This is a genomic window from Nesterenkonia cremea (assembly GCF_014642675.1).
In the GTDB taxonomy this organism is placed as follows: domain Bacteria; phylum Actinomycetota; class Actinomycetes; order Actinomycetales; family Micrococcaceae; genus Nesterenkonia; species Nesterenkonia cremea.
Window position 1 is genome coordinate 114,003 of sequence record NZ_BMIS01000009.1, and the last position, 18,796, is coordinate 132,798.

Consider the following 18,796-nt stretch of genomic DNA (forward strand, 5'->3'; position numbering starts at 1 on the left):
TGCGACAGGAAGGTCCCATGCGGCATGACCCCGGCTGCGCGCACCGGATCGTGCAGGGCACCTGTCGGGTTCCGTCTGCGGGTCGCTTCTGTCGAAGCCAAGGAGAAGATGAACCAGGACAAGCCCGCGGAGTCGGTGCGCACCATCCTGAGGAATCTGCGCGGCGAGGGTCCCTATGCCAACCTGGCCCTGACCGAGAGGATGGAAGGCGTGAACGCCGAGAAGCTGACCGGGTGACCATCCCGCGCCGGAACAGTAGGCGGGGATCGAGCATCTGACGTGAGGCGGAGGTGACCGATGGAGCTGCAGGAGAGGTTGCACCAGGCATTGCAGGCACGGCTGAACAGGCTCAGGACCAGCCTGCAGGCTGTCCAGGAGAAGATCGACCAGCACCTCTTCAACTCGGAGCAGGTCACTTGCGCCCAGGACTATGCCCAGGGGCGTGAGGCTGAGGGCGCCGCTCCTGAGACGATCGATGCTGAGCTGCGCGACCGCGGTCTCCCCAGCCTCCAGAGGCTCGGCCTGTGGACGCTCACCCGCATGGTCGGCTGGTGGTGGCTGCACAACCGGCGCCGCCGCATCCAGCGCCGGATCAGTCGGATGGACCTGTTGGTGGAGGAGTTGGCACGGCGCGCCTCCCGGGCTGAACTGAGGACGGCCCATGCCTGAGATCCTGTTGCTGACCGATGCCTCGCTGCCCCAGCGGCAGGGGCGGTTCGACGTGACCGTGGAGGACGGCGTCGTGCGCTCCATCCTGCCGGCCGGCGACGCCCCGGCCCTGACCCGGGCGGAGATCCGTGACCTGAGCGGCCGGTTCCTGATCCCCGGACTGTGGGACAACCACGTGCACTTCTCCCAGTGGACCATCCAGCGTCAGCGGCTGGATCTGAGCAGCACGGGCAGCGCCGCCGAGGTGCTCCAGCTGGTACGTTCTGCTCTGACGGCTCCCGACGCCGGCGGCTCAGCTCCCAGCGCACCCGCACCGCTGGTGGGCTATGGGTTCCGCGACGGGCTCTGGCCCGATGAGCCCAGCGTGGCCGAGCTCGACGCCACCTCCGGGGGTCACCCGGTGGTGCTGATCAGCGGCGACCTGCACTGCGGCTGGCTCAACACCGCCGCCTCCCAGCTGCTGCAGGCCCAGCCCGACGACTCCGGCTTGGTCCGGGAGGGCGCCTGGTTCCCCGCCATGGAGCGACTGCAGGACAGCACTGTGCTGACCACCGCCGACTACCGCGCGGCCGCCGAGGCCGCGGCGCGCAGGGGAGTGGTCGGCGTCGTGGAGTTCGAGAACACCGACAACATCACCGCCTGGCCGCAGCGCGTGGCCGAAGGTGTGGATCAGCTGCGCGTGGAAGTCTCCGTCTGGCCGGATAAGCTGCAGGACGCGCTGGCCCGCGGGGCCACCAGCGGCGACCCGCTGGACCCCAGCGGGCTGGTCACCATGGGTCCGCTGAAGGTGATCGTGGACGGCTCGCTGAACACGCGCACCGCCTGGTGCTGGGACCCCTACCCGGGGATGGACCCTGCCCATCCGCATGCCTGCGGGATGGAGGCGGTGCCGATCTCCGAGCTGGAGTCCTATATGCGGGCAGCCCGCGACGGCGGCCTGGCGGCGGCCATCCACGCCATCGGCGACCGCGCGAACACAGCAGTGCTGGACACCTTCGAGAGCCTCGGTATGGCCGGGGTCATCGAGCATGCCCAGCTGCTGCGCGAGTCGGACATCCCGCGGTTCGCCCAGCTGGGCCTGACCGCCAGTGTGCAGCCCGAACATGCCATGGACGACCGCGATGTGGCCGACCGATTCTGGGAGGGCCGGACGGACCGGGCCTTCGCGCTGAAGACCCTGGAGGAGTCCGGGGCGCAGCTGCGGCTGGGCTCCGACGCGCCGGTGGCGCCGCTGGACCCGTGGGGCTCCCTGACCGCAGCAGTCACCCGCAGCCGTGACGGACGGGAGTCCTGGCACCCGGAGCAGCGGATCTCCGCGGCCTCGGCCCTGGCGGCCAGCACCCGCGGCCGCGTGGAGGTCGAGGCCGGAGATGTGGCGGATCTGGCGGTGGTCGACGCAGACCCGCTGGACCCGGCCCTGCTGACCGACGGCGGCGCGCAGCTGCGGACCATGCCCGTGGCGGCCACCCTGGTGGGCGGCCGGTTCACCTTCGACGCTCTGTAGAGCTCAGCGCTCGCGGCGGCCGTCGCTGACGAGCAGGAAGCACAGGTAGGCCCCGCCCAGGATCACCGTCACCATGCCCACCGGGATCGGCTGAGCCAGTGCCTGCTGGGCCACCATGTCCGCCCCGAGCAGCAGGAACGCCCCGGTCAGCGCCGAATGGGTCAGCGGGATGCCGGTGGAGCGGGCCAGCCGGCGAGCGATCTGCGGGGCCGCCAGAGCCACGAAGGCGATGGGGCCGGCCGTGGCGGTGACCAGCGCGGTCAGCAGCACTCCCACCCCCAGGATCATCAGCCGCGTGGGCTCCACCTTCACTCCGTGGGAGGAGGCGACGTCGTCGCCCAGCTCCAGCTGCCGCATGGGCCGCACACTGGCCAGGACCAGCGGCAGAGCAGCCAGCACGACGCCGACGGCGGGCAGCACATCGGACCAGCTGGTCAGGCTCAGCGAGCCCGCACCCCAGATGGCGGCACTCATGGCCACCTCGGTCTCGGCACGGATCAGGATCCAGGAGTTCACCGCATGCAGCGCAGCGGTCACGCCGATGCCCACGATGATCAGCCGGTACCCCTGCACGCCCTTCCGATACGCCAACAGGTACACCAGCAGCGCAGTGCCCAGCCCGCCCAGGATCGCGCCGCCGGTGGTCCCCACGAAGGCTCCGCCGAAGACCACAGTGGCCAGGATGACGCCGGTGTAGGCGCCGGTGGAGAAGCCGATGATGTCCGGGGAGCCCAGCGGGTTGCGGGTCAGGGTCTGGAACAGCGCCCCGGCCACGGCCAGTGCGGCGCCGAAGACCACGGCCGCGGTGATCCGCGGCAGCCGCCACTCCAGCACCACAGTGGAGGAGAAGTCGGGGGAGTCGGAGACCAACGGACCCACCAGCGCACTGAGCACTTCGGCGGGGGAGAGCGGGTAGTCGCCCATGCCCAGCGCCAGGACCACCAGCGCAGCGGTGGCCGCGGCCAGGGCAGCTCCGACCACCACCGGACGGCTGGTGATCGGCGTGGGCGTATGGTGCGTGGTCAGCATCGGGGCGGAGGAGCCCGCCCCCGGTGACCGGGTGGCAGAGGATCGGGCGGCAGAGGATCGAGGAGTCACAGCCGCAGCGCCTTCCGCCGGCGGATCAGCAGCACCAGCACCGGGGCGCCCACCAGAGCGCTGACCAGGCCCACCGGCATCTCGCCGGGCCAGACCAGCAGGCGGGCCAGCACATCGGCGAAGATCATCAGCACCGGTCCGAAGACCAGTGAGAGCCGCAGCACCCAACGCTGATCCGCCCCGGCGATCCAGCGCGCCGCATGTGGGACCATCAGCCCGATGAAGGCGATGGGACCGGCGATGGCCGCAGCCCCGCCGGCCAGCACGGTGATCGCCAGGATGGCCAGCACCCGGGTCCGCACCAGGGAGACCCCCAACGACGCCGCCAGCTCATCACCCATGGCCAGGGTGTTCAGCGATGTGCCCAGCGGCAGCGCCACCAGCAGGGCCAGCAGGATCAGCGGCAGCACGGTCAGCGTGATCTCCAGGCCGCGGCCGGCCAACATTCCGGCCTCCCACACCTGCAGCGCGTTGAAGGTCTGCGGGTCTGATAGCCGCAGCGCCCCGATGATCCCGGAGAGCACGGCAGAGAGTGCGACGCCGGCCAGCACCAGTCGGATCGGATCGATGCGGCCGGTGCCCATCCCACCGATCAGCGCCACCGCCACAGTGGCGACCAGGGCACCGAAGAGCGCGAACCAGATGTAGCCGGCCGCACTGGTGATCCCGAAGACGGCGATGGCCATGGCCACCGCGAAGGCGGAGCCGGCCGAGACGCCCAGCAGTCCGGGCTCGGCCAGCGGATTGCGGGTCAGCGACTGCATGAGCGCACCAGCCACGGCCAGGGCGGCACCCACGACGGCGGCGGCGATGGTCCGCGGCACCCGCAGCCCCATCACCGCATGATGATCGGAATCGGCGGCCTCCCCGCCGGCGAGGATCTCCAGGACAGCGCCCAGCGGCACCGGCCGACTGCCTACGGCCACACTGATCAGCGCCAGGGCGGCCATCAGCACCAGGCCCGCGCAGAGGGCGCCCCAATGGCGCCGCGAGGCGCTGCGCTGGGCTGAACTGCGATGGGCTGAACTGCGCTGGGCTGATCCGCGCAGCGTTGAGCTGCGCGGACTGCTCGCGCGGTGGACTGATGGTGCGTTCATGCTTGGATTAGTCTAGCCTTACTTGATAGTCGCATCTTTCGCTGACGTTTATCTTCCCGAGGAGACCGCCCATGTCCGCTGAGCTGACATCCCATACTCGCCTGTCCACCGGCCTGGCCGCAGGTGCCGCCGGACTGCTGCTGCTCAGCGCCTGCGGCGAGGGCGACGCCGGCTCCGTCGACTCAGAGGACGCCTTCGCCACGGTCACCACCGAGTTCGGCGAGGTGGTCATCGAGGAGGAGCCCCAGCGCGTGGTCGCCCTGGGCTGGGGCGATGCCGAGATCGCCATGCAGCTGGGCGTGGAGCCCGTGGGCGCGGCCGACTGGGTCGGCTTCGAGGATGACGACGGCCTGGGCCCCTGGATGGAGGAGGGCTACTCCGAGTCTCCCGAGATCCTCGGCACCATGGAGCTCTCCTATGAGGCGGTGGCCCAGCTGGAGCCCGATCTCATCCTGGATGTGAACAGCTCCGGCGACGAGGAGCGCTACGAGCGCCTCGAGTCCATCGCGCCCACTGTCGGCGTCGGGCCCGGCGGTGCGAACTACATGACCGACCGTGATGAGCAGCTGAACATGATCGGTGAGGCGCTGGGCAAGACCGAGGAGGCCGAGCAGATCCAGGCCGGTCTGGACGAGGCTGTCGCCGAGGTGGCCGAGGCCCACCCCGAGTGGGAGGAGCTCGAGGTCACCGTGGCCACCCGCACCTCCGAGGGCTGGGGCGCCTACACCCATGACGGCCGCGTGGAGTTCCTGGAGGACCTGGGCTTCACCAACAACCCGGAGATCGAGGACCTCGGCGAGGAGGGCGAATGGAGCGTGGAGCTCTCCGATGAGCAGATCGATGTCTTCGACGCCGACCTCATCGTCGCCTTCCCCATCTGGATCGACACTGAGGAGATCACCGAGGACGAGGGCTGGAACACCATCGAAGCCGTAGAGGATGGGCGCGCCGTCGTCGTCGACGGCGAGATCTCCGATGCCTTCTCCCTGGGCACCCCAGCGGCCAAGGAATACGCACTCGATGAACTGACCCCGATGATCGAGGAAGCTCTGGATGACCAGTAGCGCCACCGCGACAGCAGTGACCCCCTACCGCGCCTACGTCACGCGCGTGACCGGGATCCGCCGTCTCTCCCCACACTTCATCCGCTTCACCCTCTGGGCCGAGGACCTCCACCTCTTCGACCCCGGCGGGATGGACCAGCGGATCAAGCTCTTCCTGCCCCGGCCCGACGGCACCGTGCCGGATGTGGGCTTCGGGCGGGAGCCTCAGCCCTCCATGATGGAGTGGTACCAGCAGTGGCGCCTGCTGGATGAGGCCGAGCGCAACCCCATCCGCACCTACACCGTGCGGGACATCCGGCCCGCGGACTGCGAGATCGACGTGGACTTCGTGGTCCACGGCACCGAAGGGCCCGCCTCCGCCTGGGCCCTCGGCGCCTCCGCCGGCGATGAGCTGATCGTCATCGGCCCTGATGTCCGCGCCGAGCAGGCCGGCGGCGGCATCGAGTGGAACCCCGGCACCGCCCGGGAGGTCCTGCTGGCCGGCGATGAGACCGCGGCCCCCGCCATCTGCGGGATCCTCGAAGGCCTGGCCGCCTCCGATGAGGCGAAGGTCTTCTTCGGCGAGACCTACATCGAGGTCCCCACCTCGGAGGACATCTTGGACGTCCGGGCGCCCTCCGGCGTGGTGGTCCGCTGGCTTCCCCGCGACGGCGCCCCGCTGGGTGAGATGCTCGGCCACGCCGTCCGCGACTGGGGCCGACGCCGCCGGATCATCTTTGAAGCCCGCCGTGCGGCCTGGGCCCCCGGGCTCACCCCTGTGGGCGCCCCCGCCGGATCCTCCGGCTATGAGGAGCTGAGCCCCGATGAACAGCTCTGGGAGGTGGCCGAGCCCGACGGCTTCCGCGAATACGCTTGGCTGGCCGGTGAGGCCGGAGCCATCACCGGCCTGCGCCGCCATCTGGTCAAGGAGATCGGCCTGAGCAGGAAGCAGGTCTCCTTCATGGGCTACTGGAAGAAGGGCCGCGCCAGCGCCTGATCCTGATCAGGCGTCGCGCTGCTGGGCCCGCAGTGCCCGCTGCAGCTCATCGCGTCCCTCACCCAGCATGCGGGCCAGCGAGGGGTGCTCGGCCTGGACCTCATCGATGGTGGTCTCCGCCAGCTTCAGCGTCTCCTCCGAGGCCGCCCAGGTCGGGAACAGAGCGGTCACCACGGTCATCGCCAGCTCCTTGGAGGCCTCGGCCCAGACCGTGGGCACCTGCTCGAAGAAGGCCGGGGCGTACTGCGCCAGCAGCTGCTTGTCCCGGACCCGCTTGAAGCCGGAGACGGCACGGCGCTGCTCCGAGTTGGAGTAGGTCAGCCCGACGGCGGCGGCCTCCCACACCTCAGCCTTCACCTGGGGCTGCGGGCGGGCGGCCAGCGCCTCCACCCGGGCCAGGTGTCCATTGGCGGTGGCGTCCTGCTCTGCGGCCTCGGCGATCAGCTCCTCGATGCCTTCAGCACCGTGGGAGGCCAGAGCGGTCAGCAGCTCCCAGCGCAGATCCGTATCCGCCTCCGGGCCGCTGAGCGTCCGCCCGGCGATCACCGCCTGGCCTGTGGCCAGGTCCTGCAGGAACTGCACCTGCTCGCCCTCGGCATGGATCATCAGCGTCTTCAGGTACTGCAGCTGACGGTCCGACTCCGGCTCGGCACCCTCCAGCAGCTCCTTCAATGCGGCGGAGAGCCGGCTGCGCACCTGCTGGGTCTTCTCCGGATGCACGTAGAGGCTCACCGCGGTCTCCGACTGGCGCAGCAGCGTGCGGATGGCCGTAGAGTCGGTCTCCGCGTGCAGGTGGCGGATCAGCAGCTCCACGAACTCGGTGGCCGACATCACACCGTCGCGCACCGCCTCCCAGAAGGAGGTCCAGAGCAGAGTCCGCGGCAGGGACTCGGCGAACTCGCTGAGCCGTGCCGCGGCCGTGGCGGCCGAGTCCTCATCCAGTCGGATCCGGCAGTAGCCCAGGTCGCCGTCGTTGGGCAGGATCAGCTCGCCGCGGTGGATGCCCACCAGTTCGCGGACCTCGGTGACCTCGCCGTCCACGTCCAGCTCGGCATAGCCGGTGCGCACCAGCTTCCCGTCCTCACCGTTGCCATAGATCCCGACGCCGACCCGGTGCGGGCGCAGCAGGCCGTCGGCGTCGTCGGGGAGCTGGCGCAGCCGCAGCGAGGTGATGAGACTGTCGTCGTCGGTCTCCACCTCGGTGACCAGGGTGTTCACACCGGAGGACTGCAGCCAGGCCTGGGTCCAGGTCTCCAGGTCGCGGCCGGAGGCGGCGGTGAGGTGGCGCATCAGATCCGACAGCTCGGTGTTGGACCAGGCGAACTCCTCGAAGTAGCTGCGCACACCGGCCATGAAGTTCTCCTGGCCCACCCAGGCCACCAGCTGACGCAGCACGGAGGCACCCTTGGCGTAGGTGATGCCGTCGAAGTTCACCGCCACATCGTCGAAGTCGCGGATCTCAGCCATGACCGGGTGGGTGGAGGAGAGCTGATCCTGCTTATAGGCCCAGTTCTTCTCCAGGGCGGCGAAGACGTTCCAGGCTGCGGTGAAGTCCTCGGTTCCCTCGGCTGCGGCCAGAGTGGAGGTGAACTCGGCGAAGGACTCGTTGAGCCAGAGGTCGTTCCACCAACGCATGGTCACCAGATCGCCGAACCACATATGGGCCAGCTCGTGGAGGATCGTGATCGCCCGGGCGTGGACCATGGCCTGCGGGACGGCGGAGCGGAAGACATAGTTCTCCAGGAAGGTGACCGCGCCGGCGTTCTCCATGGCCCCGGCGTTGAAGTCCGGGACGAAGATCTGGTCGTACTTCTCGAAGGGGTAGGGGACCCCGAACTGCTCCTCGTAGAAGGTGAAGCCCTCGCGGGTGACCTTCAGGATGTCCTCGGCGTCCAGGTGCTCGGCCAGGGAGGCTCGGGCGTAGACGCCCAGCGGGATCTCCCGGCCCTCGGAGTTGGTCAGCGAGGACTCCGTGCCCCGGTATGGGCCGGCGATGATCGCGGTGACGTAGCTGGAGAGCACCGGGGTGGGGGAGAAGTCCCAGCGGGAGAGGCCCTCGCCTGCGGAGGTGGGGGCCGGCGTCGGGGAGTTGGAGATGACCCGCCAATGCTCCGGTGCGGTGACCGAGAAGCGGAAGGGCGCCTTCAGATCGGGCTGCTCGAAGACGGCGAAGACTCGGCGGGAGTCCGGCACCTCGAACTGGCTGTAGAGGTAGACCTCGCCGTCCACCGGATCGGTGAAGCGGTGCAGGCCCTCGCCGGTGGAGGAGTAGAGGGCATCGCCCTCGACGGTCAGGGTGTTCTGCTCCTGCAGATGCGGCAGCTGCAGCCGGGCGCCGTCGTAGAGGTCCTCCGGGGAGAGGTCCTCGCCGTTGAGCGTGGCCCGGTGCAGGCTCTGGACGATGAAGTCCACCCACGTGCCGGCGGCCAGGGCCACGGCGTCGCCCTCGGCGCTGAAGCGGATGGTGGTCCGGGACCCGAAAGTGGTGGTGCCCTCGTCCTGGCGGCTCAGATCCAGGGCGACGTCGTAGTCTTCGACAGTGATGAAGGAGGCCCGCTCCTGGGCCTCATCACGGCGGATGTTCTCAGCTGGGCTCATGGCTTCATCCTATGACCGTGAGAGGTGGAAGCTCACGAGTCCGCCACAGGGTTCTCCAGATCTCCCACGTAGAGCAGCGAGCCGGCGGTGTCCTCCAGGGACACCATCTCCAGCGTGTTCCGCAGCTGCAGCCGGTTGTGGCAGGACTGCTCGAAGCTCTGCGGCTCCCGCAGTCCCAGCCGGCGGGCCCGCTGCGTACCCTCGGGCAGCTGAAGCTCCTCATAGGCGCGGATCTCCTGGGCGGTCACCGCCCAGAGCCGGTCCTCGGCAAGGATCCCGTCGCAGTGCAGGATGGAGGCCAGGTGCCGGAAGAAGCCGACGAAGACATCGGTGTAGACCGACTGGTTCGGGTCCGCCTGCTCCACGATCCGCCCGATGTTCTGCAGGCTCTGCGGCAGCATGGAGCCGTCGAACACGGCGATCTCCTCACCCAGGTCCTTCATGAAGGCGCCGGTGACCCGTCCCTGACGCACCCGCAGGATGATGTTCTCCCCGTGCGGCATGAAGGCCAGCTGGTGGACCTCCAGGCAGTGGATCAGCGGGACCAGATAGGCCCGCAGGTACTCCGCCAGCCAGGTCTCGGCATCCACCTCGGAGGCCCGGATCAGTTCCGCGGCCACGGACCCGCCTCTGTGGTCCAGATGCAGCAGCGCGGCCATGGTCATGGCGCGCTCGCCCTCGGCCAGCCGCGGCAGCGGGCTCTCGCGCCACAGCACTGAGAGCATCTTCTGCTGATCCGAGCGCACCTCGGTCCGGTGGTAGGCATCCCCGGTGTACCCGACGGCGGCGTGCTCACGCAGCACATCGAAGCCCAGCCCGCGCAGCACCTCATCGCCGCGCACCGTCTGGGCCACCCAGTCGCTGATCACCGGGGCGTGCTCCATGAACGCCGGTGACTGACCGCGCAGGAAGCCCATGTTCTGGATGGACAGTGCGGTCTTCACATAGGAGGCCTCGGGACGGCTCCGGTTGAAGGTGGTCCGGATGGACTGCTGCGGCTGGTACTCGTCCCCGGCCTCGCCCAGGGCGATCAGGTCCCCGCACGCAAGCTCCGGGGCGAAGCTCACTGCGATCCGATGCTGGAACTGCCACGGATGCACCGGCATCAGCAGATAGTCCTCCGGGTCCGCTCCGGCCTGTCGGATCCGCTCATGCAGCAGCTCCAGGGTCCCGACGCCGAGCTCCTGCTCCCAGTGCGCGGCCGCATCCACGCCCTCGCCCAGGTGCAGCTGGGCGCCGCTGCGGTGCGCGGCCAGCCAGACATAACGGATGCTGCGGCCTGCCTCCGGGGCGTAGCGCAGGTACTCATCCAGCCCGAATCCGATCCGCCCATTGGTGGCCACGAAGCAGGGGTGCCCCTCGGTCATCGCGGCCTCGGTGCGTTGGAAGTCCTCCGCAGCCCCCGCGGAAAGCCCGGCGGCGAGCTGGTCTGCCCGCGGCCCGCCGCGGTGCTGCTTATAGGCGGCACTGGCCAGAGTGGAGGCCAGCTCCTCCAGGTAGGTGCCCAGCAGCCGGTCCGGGACGCCGAGCGCCTCCTGCAGCTCGATGACCAGCTCCTGCAGGTCCAGCTGGGCGGACAACCCCTGGGCGTCGGTGCGGCTCAGCGTGGATTCCTCCACCGCCCAGTGCCGCAGCGCTCCGCGGACCGCACGGAAGCGGTAGACGCTGCCGGCGGGGACGCGCAGCACCCAGCCGCCGTCCTCCTGCTGCGCTGGGCTGGTCTCGCGTTCTGGGCTGATCAGACGCTCATGGGAGAACTCGGCCAGCGCCTTGGCCACCAGATGCCTCTGGGCGGGTTGCATATGCTCCGGGCGCAGATGAGGCACCGGCGCAGAGATCGCCGGAGCTGAGGCTGCCGGCCGTGTCAGATCCAGCAGGCTCAGCAGCGCCCGCTTGCCCGGCAGATCCACCTCGCGCAGCACCTCGAAGCCGACTTCCGCGTTCTTCGCGTGGACCGCCGTATTGCTCACGTCGGGCTCCACCACGATCCTGCGAGCGCCGCGCTCCATACAGATCCCGACGGCGGCGCGCATCAGGGCGCTGGTCAGGCCGGGGCGGCGCAGCTGCGGATCGGCCGGGGCGGGTGCGGCGAGCAGATGCATGCCGCGGTCGCCGGGTTCGGCGTCGAAGACTTCGCTCAGCAGCACCTGGGAGGGGTCGTAGGTCTCCACATAGCCCACCGGCCGGCCGTCCTGGTCCTCGATCATCCAGCCGTCCTCGGTGGAGGCGCCGATCACCGCCTCCACGTACTCCTCGGTCTGCTCCGGGGTGTGATGGCCCATCTGCCAATAGGCGGCCTGCGGGTGGGTCAGCCACCGGTGCAGCAGCGGGGCGTCCTGGGCCGTCAGCGGGCGGGTGCTCAGCTGCGGTGAGTCCGCCGGCGTCGGACTCTGATCTGCCGCGCCGGCCGTGCCGGAACCGGCGGCGCTCGCCGTCGTCGTGGTCTCGCTCATCGTCTGGCTCATGCTCGGGTCTCCTGAGTCTGTTCTGCGGGGCCGAAGTCCTGGAAGGCGATCCGCCGCTCCAGCGGGTAGACCTCTCGGCCGGTGAGGCTGGCGAGGATGCGGGCGCTGCGGTAGGCGCCCATCCCCAGGTCAGGGGCGGAGAGGCCGTGGGTGTGCTCCTCGCCGTTCTGCACGAAGATGCGTCCGCGGCCGGCCTCGCCGGCGCCGTCTCCTTGCTCCCTGGATCCGTTCTCATCTGATCCGCCGAGCGAGTCGATCCGGTAGTCGCGGGTGACATCGAGCCGCCCGTCGGGCAGTCGGCGCAGCAGCGGCTCCACCGGGGCCAGGAATTCGGGGCGGCGCGGCCGGTAGCCCGTGGCGGCGATGATCTGTCCCACCTGCCGCCGGCTCCGCTGTCCGGTCTGGCGGTGATGCAGGCTCAGCTCCACGCCTTCGGGGCCGGCCACTGCGGAGGTCACCTCGGCGTCGGTGAGCAGGGCGGTGTCCACCGCGCGCACGGCCGAATGCCGGTACAGGGCTTCATAGATCCGGTCCACCAGATCTGCGCTGATGCCCTTATAGAGTGTCTGCTGCTGGGCCAGCAGCTCGTCCCGGCGCGGGGTGGGCAGCCCGTGGAAGTGGTCGGCGTACTCCGGGGAGGTCATCTCCAGGGTCAGCCGGGTGTCCTCCATCGGCTGGAAGCGTGCCGAGCGGGTGATCCACTCCAGCCGGGCGCCGTGCTCGGGCTGGGACTCCAGCAGCTCCAGGTAGACCTCGGCCGCCGACTGTCCGGAGCCGATCACGGCCACGGATCCGTCGGCCAGGGCCTGCTGGCGCTCATCCAGGAAGCGGGAGGTATGCCGGATCCGTTCGGGGGCCTGTTCGGCCAGCTCCCGCAGCGGGGCCGGCAGGAAGGCCTCAGTGCCGATTCCCAGCACCAGGCTGTGCGCCCGGTAGGTCTCCACGCCGGAGCCCTCCATATCGGAACCTTCGCGCAGCGCGGTCACGGTGAACAGGTCGCTCTCGGCGTCGTAGTCCACCTGCTCCACCGTCCGGCCCCAGCGCAGCGAATTCAGCTGCCCGGCCACCCAGCGGTAGTACTGGTCGAACTCCGCGCGCAGGGCGTGGAAATCCTCCCGGATGTAGAAGGGATAGAGCCGGCCGACCTGCTTGAGCCAGTTCAGGAAGGAGTACTTCGAGGTCGGATCCGCCATGGTCACCAGATCGGCCATGAAGGGGACCTGGATGGTCGCGCCGTCCAGCATCATGCCGGGGTGCCAGCGGAACTCCTCACCGGAGTCCAGGAACACGCAGTCCAGCTCCAGCGGCTCGGCCAGCGCAGCCAGGCCCAGATTGAACGGACCGATCCCGACGCCGACCAGATCGTGGACGGTCTCCTCAGCTGCAGGGGTGCTCACAGTGCCACCTCCTGGAATCGGGGATCAGCAGTCTCCTGGGTCTGGGCGGTCGCCGGGGAGTGGGTCCCTGCCGGGGCGGCTTCCTCACCGGTGTCCGCGGGGGGACCGGGCGCGTCGGGGTCGTCGGTGGTCTCGGCGGTGCGCTCGGCGCGGTGGCTGCCGCCGTAGAGCTCGGCGTGGAGATCCTCCGCGCAGGAGACCAGGTCCTCCAGGGAATCGATGACCTGGGTGCAGCTGCCCTCCGGGTTCAGCAGGGTCAGCTTCAGTGCCGGGCGGCCCTCCAGCATGGTCTTGGCCACCCAGAGCCGCCCGGTGCGCTGCAGGGAGCTGCGGATCAGAGCGACCAGGGCATCGGCCTGCTCATCGGTGACGCCGGTGGGCTGCCAGCGGAAGAGCACTGTGGAGAGATCGGTGGGGGAGAGCAGCTGCAGCGAGGGGTGGGCCTCCACTGCGGCATGGACCTCCGCGGCCAGCGTCAGGACCTCGTCCACCGCATGTCCCAAGGCTTCTGCGCCGGCGCCGCGCAGTGTGGCGAAGAGCTTCAGCGCGTCGAACCGCCGGGTGGTCTGCAGGGACCGGTCGACCTGGTTGGGCTCCGGGGAGGACGCCGGGTTCAGGTACTCGGCGTTCCACTGGGCGTGGGCGAAGTGTTCCGGCTGGCGCAGCAACAGGGCGGAGGCCGGCACCGGCTGGAAGAACATCTTATGGAAGTCCACTGTGAGGCTGTCGGCGCGCTCCACTCCGGCCAGGCGTCCGCGGTGGGCCTGGGAGACCAGCAGTCCGCCGCCGTAGGCGCCGTCCACGTGAAGCCATGGCCGCTGGGCCATCTGAGCCTCGGCGGAGTCCACGGCATCGGCGATCTGTTCCAGCGGGTCGATGACCCCGCGATCGGTGGTCCCTGCGGTGGCCACCACGGCCATGACGGTGCGGCCGCGGCACTGGACATCCTCCATGGCTTCGCGCAGGGCGATGGGGCAGAGCCGGCCGTGGTCATCGGTGTGGACCGGCACCACGGCGAAGGAGGGCAGGCCCAGGATCATGGCCGATTTGGCCACAGAGAAGTGGCTCTCGGCGCTGCTCAGCACGGTCAGCTGGGGCAGCTGGCGGCTGCGGCTCTCCTCGGGGAGGCCGTCGAGGGCGCGCTCGCGGGCGAGCAGCAGTGCCTGGAGGTTGGACTGGGTGCCGCCGGAGGTGAACATGCCGTCGCCCTGATCGAAGCCGGCCCGGCCGCAGGCCCAGGAGAGCACATGACGCTCGATGAAGGTGGCCGCCCGGGACTGGTCGTAGGTGTCCACGGAGGTGTTCACCGCGGCCTGGACCGCCTCGGAGACCACGGCGGTGACCTCCACAGGGCAGTTCAGGTGGGCCAGATAGCCCGGAGTGTGGAACCAGACGGCCTCCTGCATGAAGAGCCGGTCGATCTCCTCGACGGCGGCCATGGGGCCGGCTGGGGGGCCGTCGAGATCCACGGCACCCACAGCGTCCGCGAGCTCCTCGGGGGAGGTGGTGGCGGCGGGATGCTCCGTGTGGGCGAACCGCGAGCCGATCCGGTCCACGGCCTGTTCCATCAGGGCGCGGTACTGGTCGGTGGAGGTGTCGGTGAGCAGCCTCAGCCGCTCACCCGGTCGGGTCTGTGTCATGACCACCCTTGTCTGTCGTGATGCTCTGGTCGTCGTGCAGGGGACGGTGCGGTGTGTGCTCGGTGTGCGACGTGTTCCCCGACAAGGATTTGCGATGTGATTCCTGCTGTAAGCGACTTAGGGTCGGCTTACAACGAATAAGAACGTACCAGATGATCTATTCGACTCGAACCCGTGATCGGCTCGCCCTGAGCGTGTGGGTGATCAATAGAAACCGGTTTTCGGGCCGACACGCCGGGTGAACGGGCCTCGGAGTGGGTTTTATCGATCACCCACGGGGAGAGGCGGATCTCAGGTGGTCCAGGCCATGTGTCCGCGCGGGACTGTGGTATTCGTGGGACACTGGAGGGGATGTCGACTTCGAAGAACCCGTCCCCCGAGCAGGGCGACGGCTCCCGGATCTCCGCGCCGAAGATGGCCGCCGCGCGCAAGGCCGCCGGCGCCCCTGCGCCCTCCTCCGCCTCCGGAGAGGACCGGCCGCAGGTCAGGCCGCAGGCCGAGGGGTGGACCCAGCCTATGGACGCTGAAGGTCGCCCCAAGCTGCAGTTCGCCCAGTCCAAGCGGGTCAAGCAGCCGCCGCAGCATCTGGCGGATATGACCCTGGATGAGCGGGTGGCCAAGGCCAAGGAGATGGGCATCCCCGGGTTCCGGGCCAAGCAGCTCTCTGTGCACTACTTCCAGCACTACACCACGGACGCGGGTCAGATGACCGATCTCCCGGCGGACACCCGTGAGCAGCTGGTGGAGGAGTTCCTGCCGCCGCTGCTGACCGAGGTGCGCCGGCTGAAGACCGACGACGGCGCCACCATCAAGTTCCTCTGGCGGCTCTTCGACGGCGCCCTGGTGGAGTCGGTGCTGATGCGGTACAAGAACCGCATCACCCTGTGCATCTCCTCCCAATGCGGCTGCGGCATGAACTGCCCGTTCTGCGCAACCGGCCAGAATGGGCTGACCCGAAATATGTCCGCCGCTGAGATCGTGGACCAGATCGTCCAGGCCAACCGCGTCATCGCAGCCGGTGAGCTGGATGCTCCCAACGCTGAGGAGATCGCCGAGGAGGTTGACCACTCCGGGCTGGGTGAGGAGGCCGACTTCGCCGAAGGCGAGGGTGCGGCGTCGGCGTCGGGCCCCACGCGCGTGGGCAACATCGTCTTCATGGGCATGGGCGAGCCGCTGGCCAACTATAAGCGCGTGATGAACGCGGTGCGCCGGATGATCGATCCCTCCCCGGAGGGGCTGGGCATGTCCGCCCGCGGCATCACCATCTCCACTGTGGGCCTGGTCCCGGCCATCCGGAAGCTGGCCGACGAGAACCTGCCGATCACCTTCGCGCTGAGCCTGCACGCACCGGACGATGAGCTGCGCGACGAGCTGATCCCGGTCAACGACCGCTGGAAGGCTGATGAGGCCATCGATGCGGCGTACTACTACTACAAGACCACCGGACGGCGGGTCTCCATCGAGTATGCGCTGATCAAGGACATGAACGACCACGGCTGGCGGGCGGATCTGCTGGCGAAGAAGCTCAACGCCCGCGGCCGCGGCTGGGTGCATGTGAATCCCATCCCACTGAATCCCACGCCGAACTCGGTGTGGACCTCCTCCGAGCCCGAGGTCATGCGGGAGTTCCTGCGCCGCCTCAACGATGCCGGCGTGCCCACCACGCTGCGCGACACCCGCGGCAAAGAGATCGACGGAGCCTGCGGCCAGCTGGCCGCAGCCGAAGACTGAGACACCAGACCGGCCTCTCTGCTGCGGCAGAGGCTGGCACCGAGCAGAAGGACTCCGATGACTGAGACTGTGACCGAACAGGCCCCTGCCCAGACGGACCATCCCGCCCGGAAGGCGCCGCGCGGCTCCCTGGGCTGGCAGAAGTTCATGCGGATCGCCTTCCACGTGGTGGCGATCATCGAGGCCATCACCTGGACCGGTCTGCTCTGGGGCATGTGGGAGCGCTACATCGCTGAGGCCGCCTATGACCCGGTGCCGCTGTGGGGCATGCTCCACGGCATCGCATTCATCGTGTTCTGCGGCGTGGTCGTGGTGGCGGCCTGGACGTTCCGTTGGAAGATCTGGGAGTTCCTGGTGGCCATCGTTGCCGCCGTCCCGCCGCTGACCACCATTCCGCTGGAGATCTGGTACTCCAAGACCGGACGGGTCAAGCCCCGGGCCTGATCAGGCCAGTTCAGAACTGAGATCGCCCCGGGCTTTTCCTGAACTCAGCGCCTGAGAGGCGCTGGGCGGGAGAAGCCCGGGGCGATTCGGTTTGAGCGCCCGAGGGGTTCAGCCCAACGTAGTTCAACCCTCCTCTGGGATGGCCTCGGCGCGCCGGATCTGCCGGCGGCGCAGATGCATCCAGAGGTTCAGCAGGAGCAGGAACCCCAGGAAGGTCCAAGTGACCGCCAGGTTCCCGAAGGGCTGGACTGCGGGATCCACCTCCACCGGGATCAGGGTCCGGTCCGTCACGAGGTGCACGGTCCAGATCAGGAAGAGGGTCGTGCACAGTGCTGTCACGGTCCATGCGATGAACCGACTTCGCTAGGGCGTGTCTCCTATATGTGAAGGGTTTTTGTCGAGACGGTGGAGGAATGAGCATTTCTTCCTCTTCTCGGTTCCGGTGCCTTACCGATGAGCAGTGGGCACAGATTGCGCCGTTGCTGCCATCGAATGCTGGCCGCAAGGGACACCCGTTCAGAGACAACCGCAGGATCGTTGAGGGCATCATCTACCGCTCCAGGACAGGGATCCCGTGGCGGGATCTGCCTCGGGAGGCGTTTGGCCCGTGGCAGACAGTGTGGAAGCGCCACCGCCGCTACGCTGCCGATGGCACCTGGGACAGGGTCCTGGCCCAGATCTTGGCTGAGGCCGATGCTGCTGAAGAAATCGACTGGCAGGTCTCGGTGGATTCCACGATTACCCGCGCCCATCAGCATGGGTCCAACACCACTCGTCCTGATCAGCCCACAGGGGGCTGGGTCGAATCACAAGAATCCCGGCACCGGGTGGCTTGAAGAGCCCGAAGGTCACGCGATGGGCCGTTCCCGGGGCGGGCTCTCCTCGAAGCTGCACGCAGCTGTCGATGGCAACGGTATGCCTTTGGCGGTGGTGCTCACCGGTGGGCAGCGAAACGACGGGGCGGTGCTGGTTGAGGTCATCGATTAGATCCGGGTGCCGCGCATCGGCCCGGGAAGACCTCGGACAAGACCGGATGTGGTGATCGCTGATAAGGCCTACTCCAATGGGGTCATCCGTAGCCTGTTGGCTTCTCGTGGGATCAAAACGGTGATCCCGCAGAAGTCCAACGAACGGGCCTCCCGCAAGCACAAGGGCACCCGCGGTGGCCGGTCTCCAGCCTTCGATGCCCAGGCCTACAGAGGCCGCAACGTTGTGGAACGCACCTTCGGTCTGGCCAAACAATGGCGAGGGATCGCGACCCGCTACGACAAACTGGCTATCACCTACAGAGCCACCGCTGTGCTCGGCGCGGTCATCACCTGGCTCCGGAAATAGACGACACGGCTTAATCATCTCCTCGGGTGAATAACCCGGGATACTCGATCACCAGACCATTCTCGTCTACCGTGATTGACCGGCGAAAATCGGAGTCACGGGACTCGTAGAGGTACTCGTTCTCGCCGGTGCGGGTGTAGCGCTGCGGGTCAGTCGTGACATCGAGTTGCGGGACCCGGATGTAGGCAGTGGTGATATCAGCGCTCTCCCCAACAGCAAGGCCGAGTCGTCGGATCGGCAACGTGTTGCTCAGCGGGGAAACAGAGATGTCGACCTCTCGCGCCGCATTGAGGTCAGGGCGTGATTCCCCGTCAACCTCCCACCCCTGATCAGTGAAGCGGAGCCTTAATTCGCGTCCACCCACGCGAACCACGAGATCAGTGAACTCCCAGGCCTCCGTAGTTCTCAACGTGTACGAGCAAGCGCCAGCAGCGCCTTCGATCTCGCTGTTGACGGCCACGCCTTCTGGTCCGCTCTCGATCCGGCACGACTCGCGCGAGGGCTCATCCAAGCCGATCCACACGATCTCAGTCATCGTCCTCCTTGACTCGATGGGGTGGGCCACTTGATTGAGCCTGCCATCTCCTACAAGGCAGAACAATCGTCGCCGCCGTCATCGCCGAACTACAAGTATAGGAGACACGCCCTAGATGTAATGCCCCGGAACGTTGTGAACAGGTGACGTAAAGAGGAGACCTCCGGTATCGATGTGGGTAATCACACTCACAAGTCGATAAACCGGAGGTCTCCATGACTCACCGTAATGCCCCGATGACCC

Annotated in this window: 15 protein-coding genes and 1 pseudogene; 8 read left to right on the forward strand and 8 right to left on the reverse strand. The window is 68.3% G+C overall.

Annotated features, from left to right (window positions below):
* Positions 1-24 precede the first annotated feature (24 nt).
* The 3 genes from IEW85_RS14410 to IEW85_RS10565 are packed head-to-tail and all read left to right on the forward strand — an operon-like array spanning position 25 to position 2,173.
* The gene (locus IEW85_RS14410) at positions 25-237 is read left to right on the forward strand and encodes a hypothetical protein (protein WP_229658962.1); all 213 of its coding nucleotides are present in this window, start codon (positions 25-27) and stop codon (positions 235-237) included.
* Between the two features lie 60 nt (positions 238-297).
* Complete coding sequence (locus IEW85_RS10560) at positions 298-669, forward strand: hypothetical protein (RefSeq protein ID WP_188685472.1); 372 nt, start codon at positions 298-300, stop codon at positions 667-669.
* A complete protein-coding gene (locus tag IEW85_RS10565) occupies positions 662-2,173 on the forward strand; it encodes an amidohydrolase (RefSeq protein ID WP_188685474.1) in 1,512 nt (503 codons plus the stop codon). Before IEW85_RS10560 ends, IEW85_RS10565 begins: the two co-directional genes overlap by 8 nt.
* 3 nt (positions 2,174-2,176) lie before the next feature.
* On the opposite strand, the gene IEW85_RS10570 is transcribed toward IEW85_RS10565, so the two are convergent.
* Together IEW85_RS10570 and IEW85_RS10575 are read right to left on the reverse strand one after the other, a co-directional pair.
* Entirely contained in the window at positions 2,177-3,202 is a 1,026-nt protein-coding gene (locus IEW85_RS10570) for a FecCD family ABC transporter permease (RefSeq protein WP_188685476.1), read from the reverse strand.
* Between the two features lie 65 nt (positions 3,203-3,267).
* Entirely contained in the window at positions 3,268-4,368 is a 1,101-nt protein-coding gene (locus IEW85_RS10575) for a FecCD family ABC transporter permease (RefSeq protein ID WP_188685478.1), read from the reverse strand.
* A gap of 71 nt (positions 4,369-4,439) precedes the next feature.
* On the opposite strand from IEW85_RS10575, the gene IEW85_RS10580 reads away from it, so the two are divergent.
* Both IEW85_RS10580 and IEW85_RS10585 read left to right on the forward strand, forming a co-directional pair.
* Positions 4,440-5,432, forward strand: a complete 993-nt coding sequence (locus IEW85_RS10580; RefSeq protein WP_188685479.1) for an iron-siderophore ABC transporter substrate-binding protein — start codon at positions 4,440-4,442, stop codon at positions 5,430-5,432.
* Positions 5,422-6,408, forward strand: coding sequence for a siderophore-interacting protein (locus IEW85_RS10585; RefSeq protein ID WP_188685480.1), 987 nt, complete (start codon positions 5,422-5,424; stop codon positions 6,406-6,408). The genes IEW85_RS10580 and IEW85_RS10585 overlap by 11 nt, the downstream gene beginning before the upstream one ends.
* A 6-nt stretch (positions 6,409-6,414) precedes the next feature.
* Here IEW85_RS10585 and pepN read toward each other — a convergent pair whose 3' ends face one another.
* From pepN to IEW85_RS10605, 4 genes are read right to left on the reverse strand one after another with little or no spacing between them, the layout of a single operon-like run.
* Entirely contained in the window at positions 6,415-9,006 is a 2,592-nt protein-coding gene (gene pepN / locus IEW85_RS10590; protein WP_188685481.1) for an aminopeptidase N, read from the reverse strand.
* Between the two features lie 32 nt (positions 9,007-9,038).
* Positions 9,039-11,471, reverse strand: a complete 2,433-nt coding sequence (locus IEW85_RS10595) for a GNAT family N-acetyltransferase (RefSeq protein ID WP_229658963.1) — start codon at positions 11,469-11,471, stop codon at positions 9,039-9,041.
* On the reverse strand, positions 11,468-12,868 hold the full coding sequence (locus IEW85_RS10600; RefSeq protein ID WP_188685482.1) for a lysine N(6)-hydroxylase/L-ornithine N(5)-oxygenase family protein: 1,401 nt from the start codon (positions 12,866-12,868) through the stop codon (positions 11,468-11,470). The genes IEW85_RS10595 and IEW85_RS10600 overlap by 4 nt, the downstream gene beginning before the upstream one ends.
* The gene (locus IEW85_RS10605) at positions 12,865-14,508 is read right to left on the reverse strand and encodes a pyridoxal phosphate-dependent decarboxylase family protein (protein WP_188685483.1); all 1,644 of its coding nucleotides are present in this window, start codon (positions 14,506-14,508) and stop codon (positions 12,865-12,867) included. Before IEW85_RS10605 ends, IEW85_RS10600 begins: the two co-directional genes overlap by 4 nt.
* Positions 14,509-14,922: 414 nt before the next feature.
* Here IEW85_RS10605 and rlmN point away from each other — a divergent pair, with 414 nt between their 5' ends.
* Both rlmN and IEW85_RS10615 read left to right on the forward strand, forming a co-directional pair.
* The gene (gene rlmN, locus IEW85_RS10610; RefSeq protein ID WP_229658966.1) at positions 14,923-16,239 is read left to right on the forward strand and encodes a 23S rRNA (adenine(2503)-C(2))-methyltransferase RlmN; all 1,317 of its coding nucleotides are present in this window, start codon (positions 14,923-14,925) and stop codon (positions 16,237-16,239) included.
* A gap of 57 nt (positions 16,240-16,296) precedes the next feature.
* Positions 16,297-16,683: a DUF3817 domain-containing protein gene (locus IEW85_RS10615; protein WP_188685486.1), complete on the forward strand. Its 387-nt coding sequence runs from the start codon at positions 16,297-16,299 to the stop codon at positions 16,681-16,683.
* A 123-nt stretch (positions 16,684-16,806) separates the two neighbouring features.
* On the opposite strand, the gene IEW85_RS10620 is transcribed toward IEW85_RS10615, so the two are convergent.
* The gene (locus tag IEW85_RS10620) at positions 16,807-16,974 is read right to left on the reverse strand and encodes a hypothetical protein (RefSeq protein WP_188685488.1); all 168 of its coding nucleotides are present in this window, start codon (positions 16,972-16,974) and stop codon (positions 16,807-16,809) included.
* Positions 16,975-17,096: 122 nt separating this feature from the next.
* On the opposite strand from IEW85_RS10620, the pseudogene IEW85_RS10625 reads away from it, so the two are divergent.
* Positions 17,097-18,018, forward strand: a pseudogene (locus IEW85_RS10625) (IS5 family transposase).
* Between the two features lie 10 nt (positions 18,019-18,028).
* Here IEW85_RS10625 and IEW85_RS10630 read toward each other — a convergent pair.
* The gene (locus IEW85_RS10630; protein ID WP_188685490.1) at positions 18,029-18,553 is read right to left on the reverse strand and encodes a putative glycolipid-binding domain-containing protein; all 525 of its coding nucleotides are present in this window, start codon (positions 18,551-18,553) and stop codon (positions 18,029-18,031) included.
* Positions 18,554-18,796: the final 243 nt, after the last annotated feature.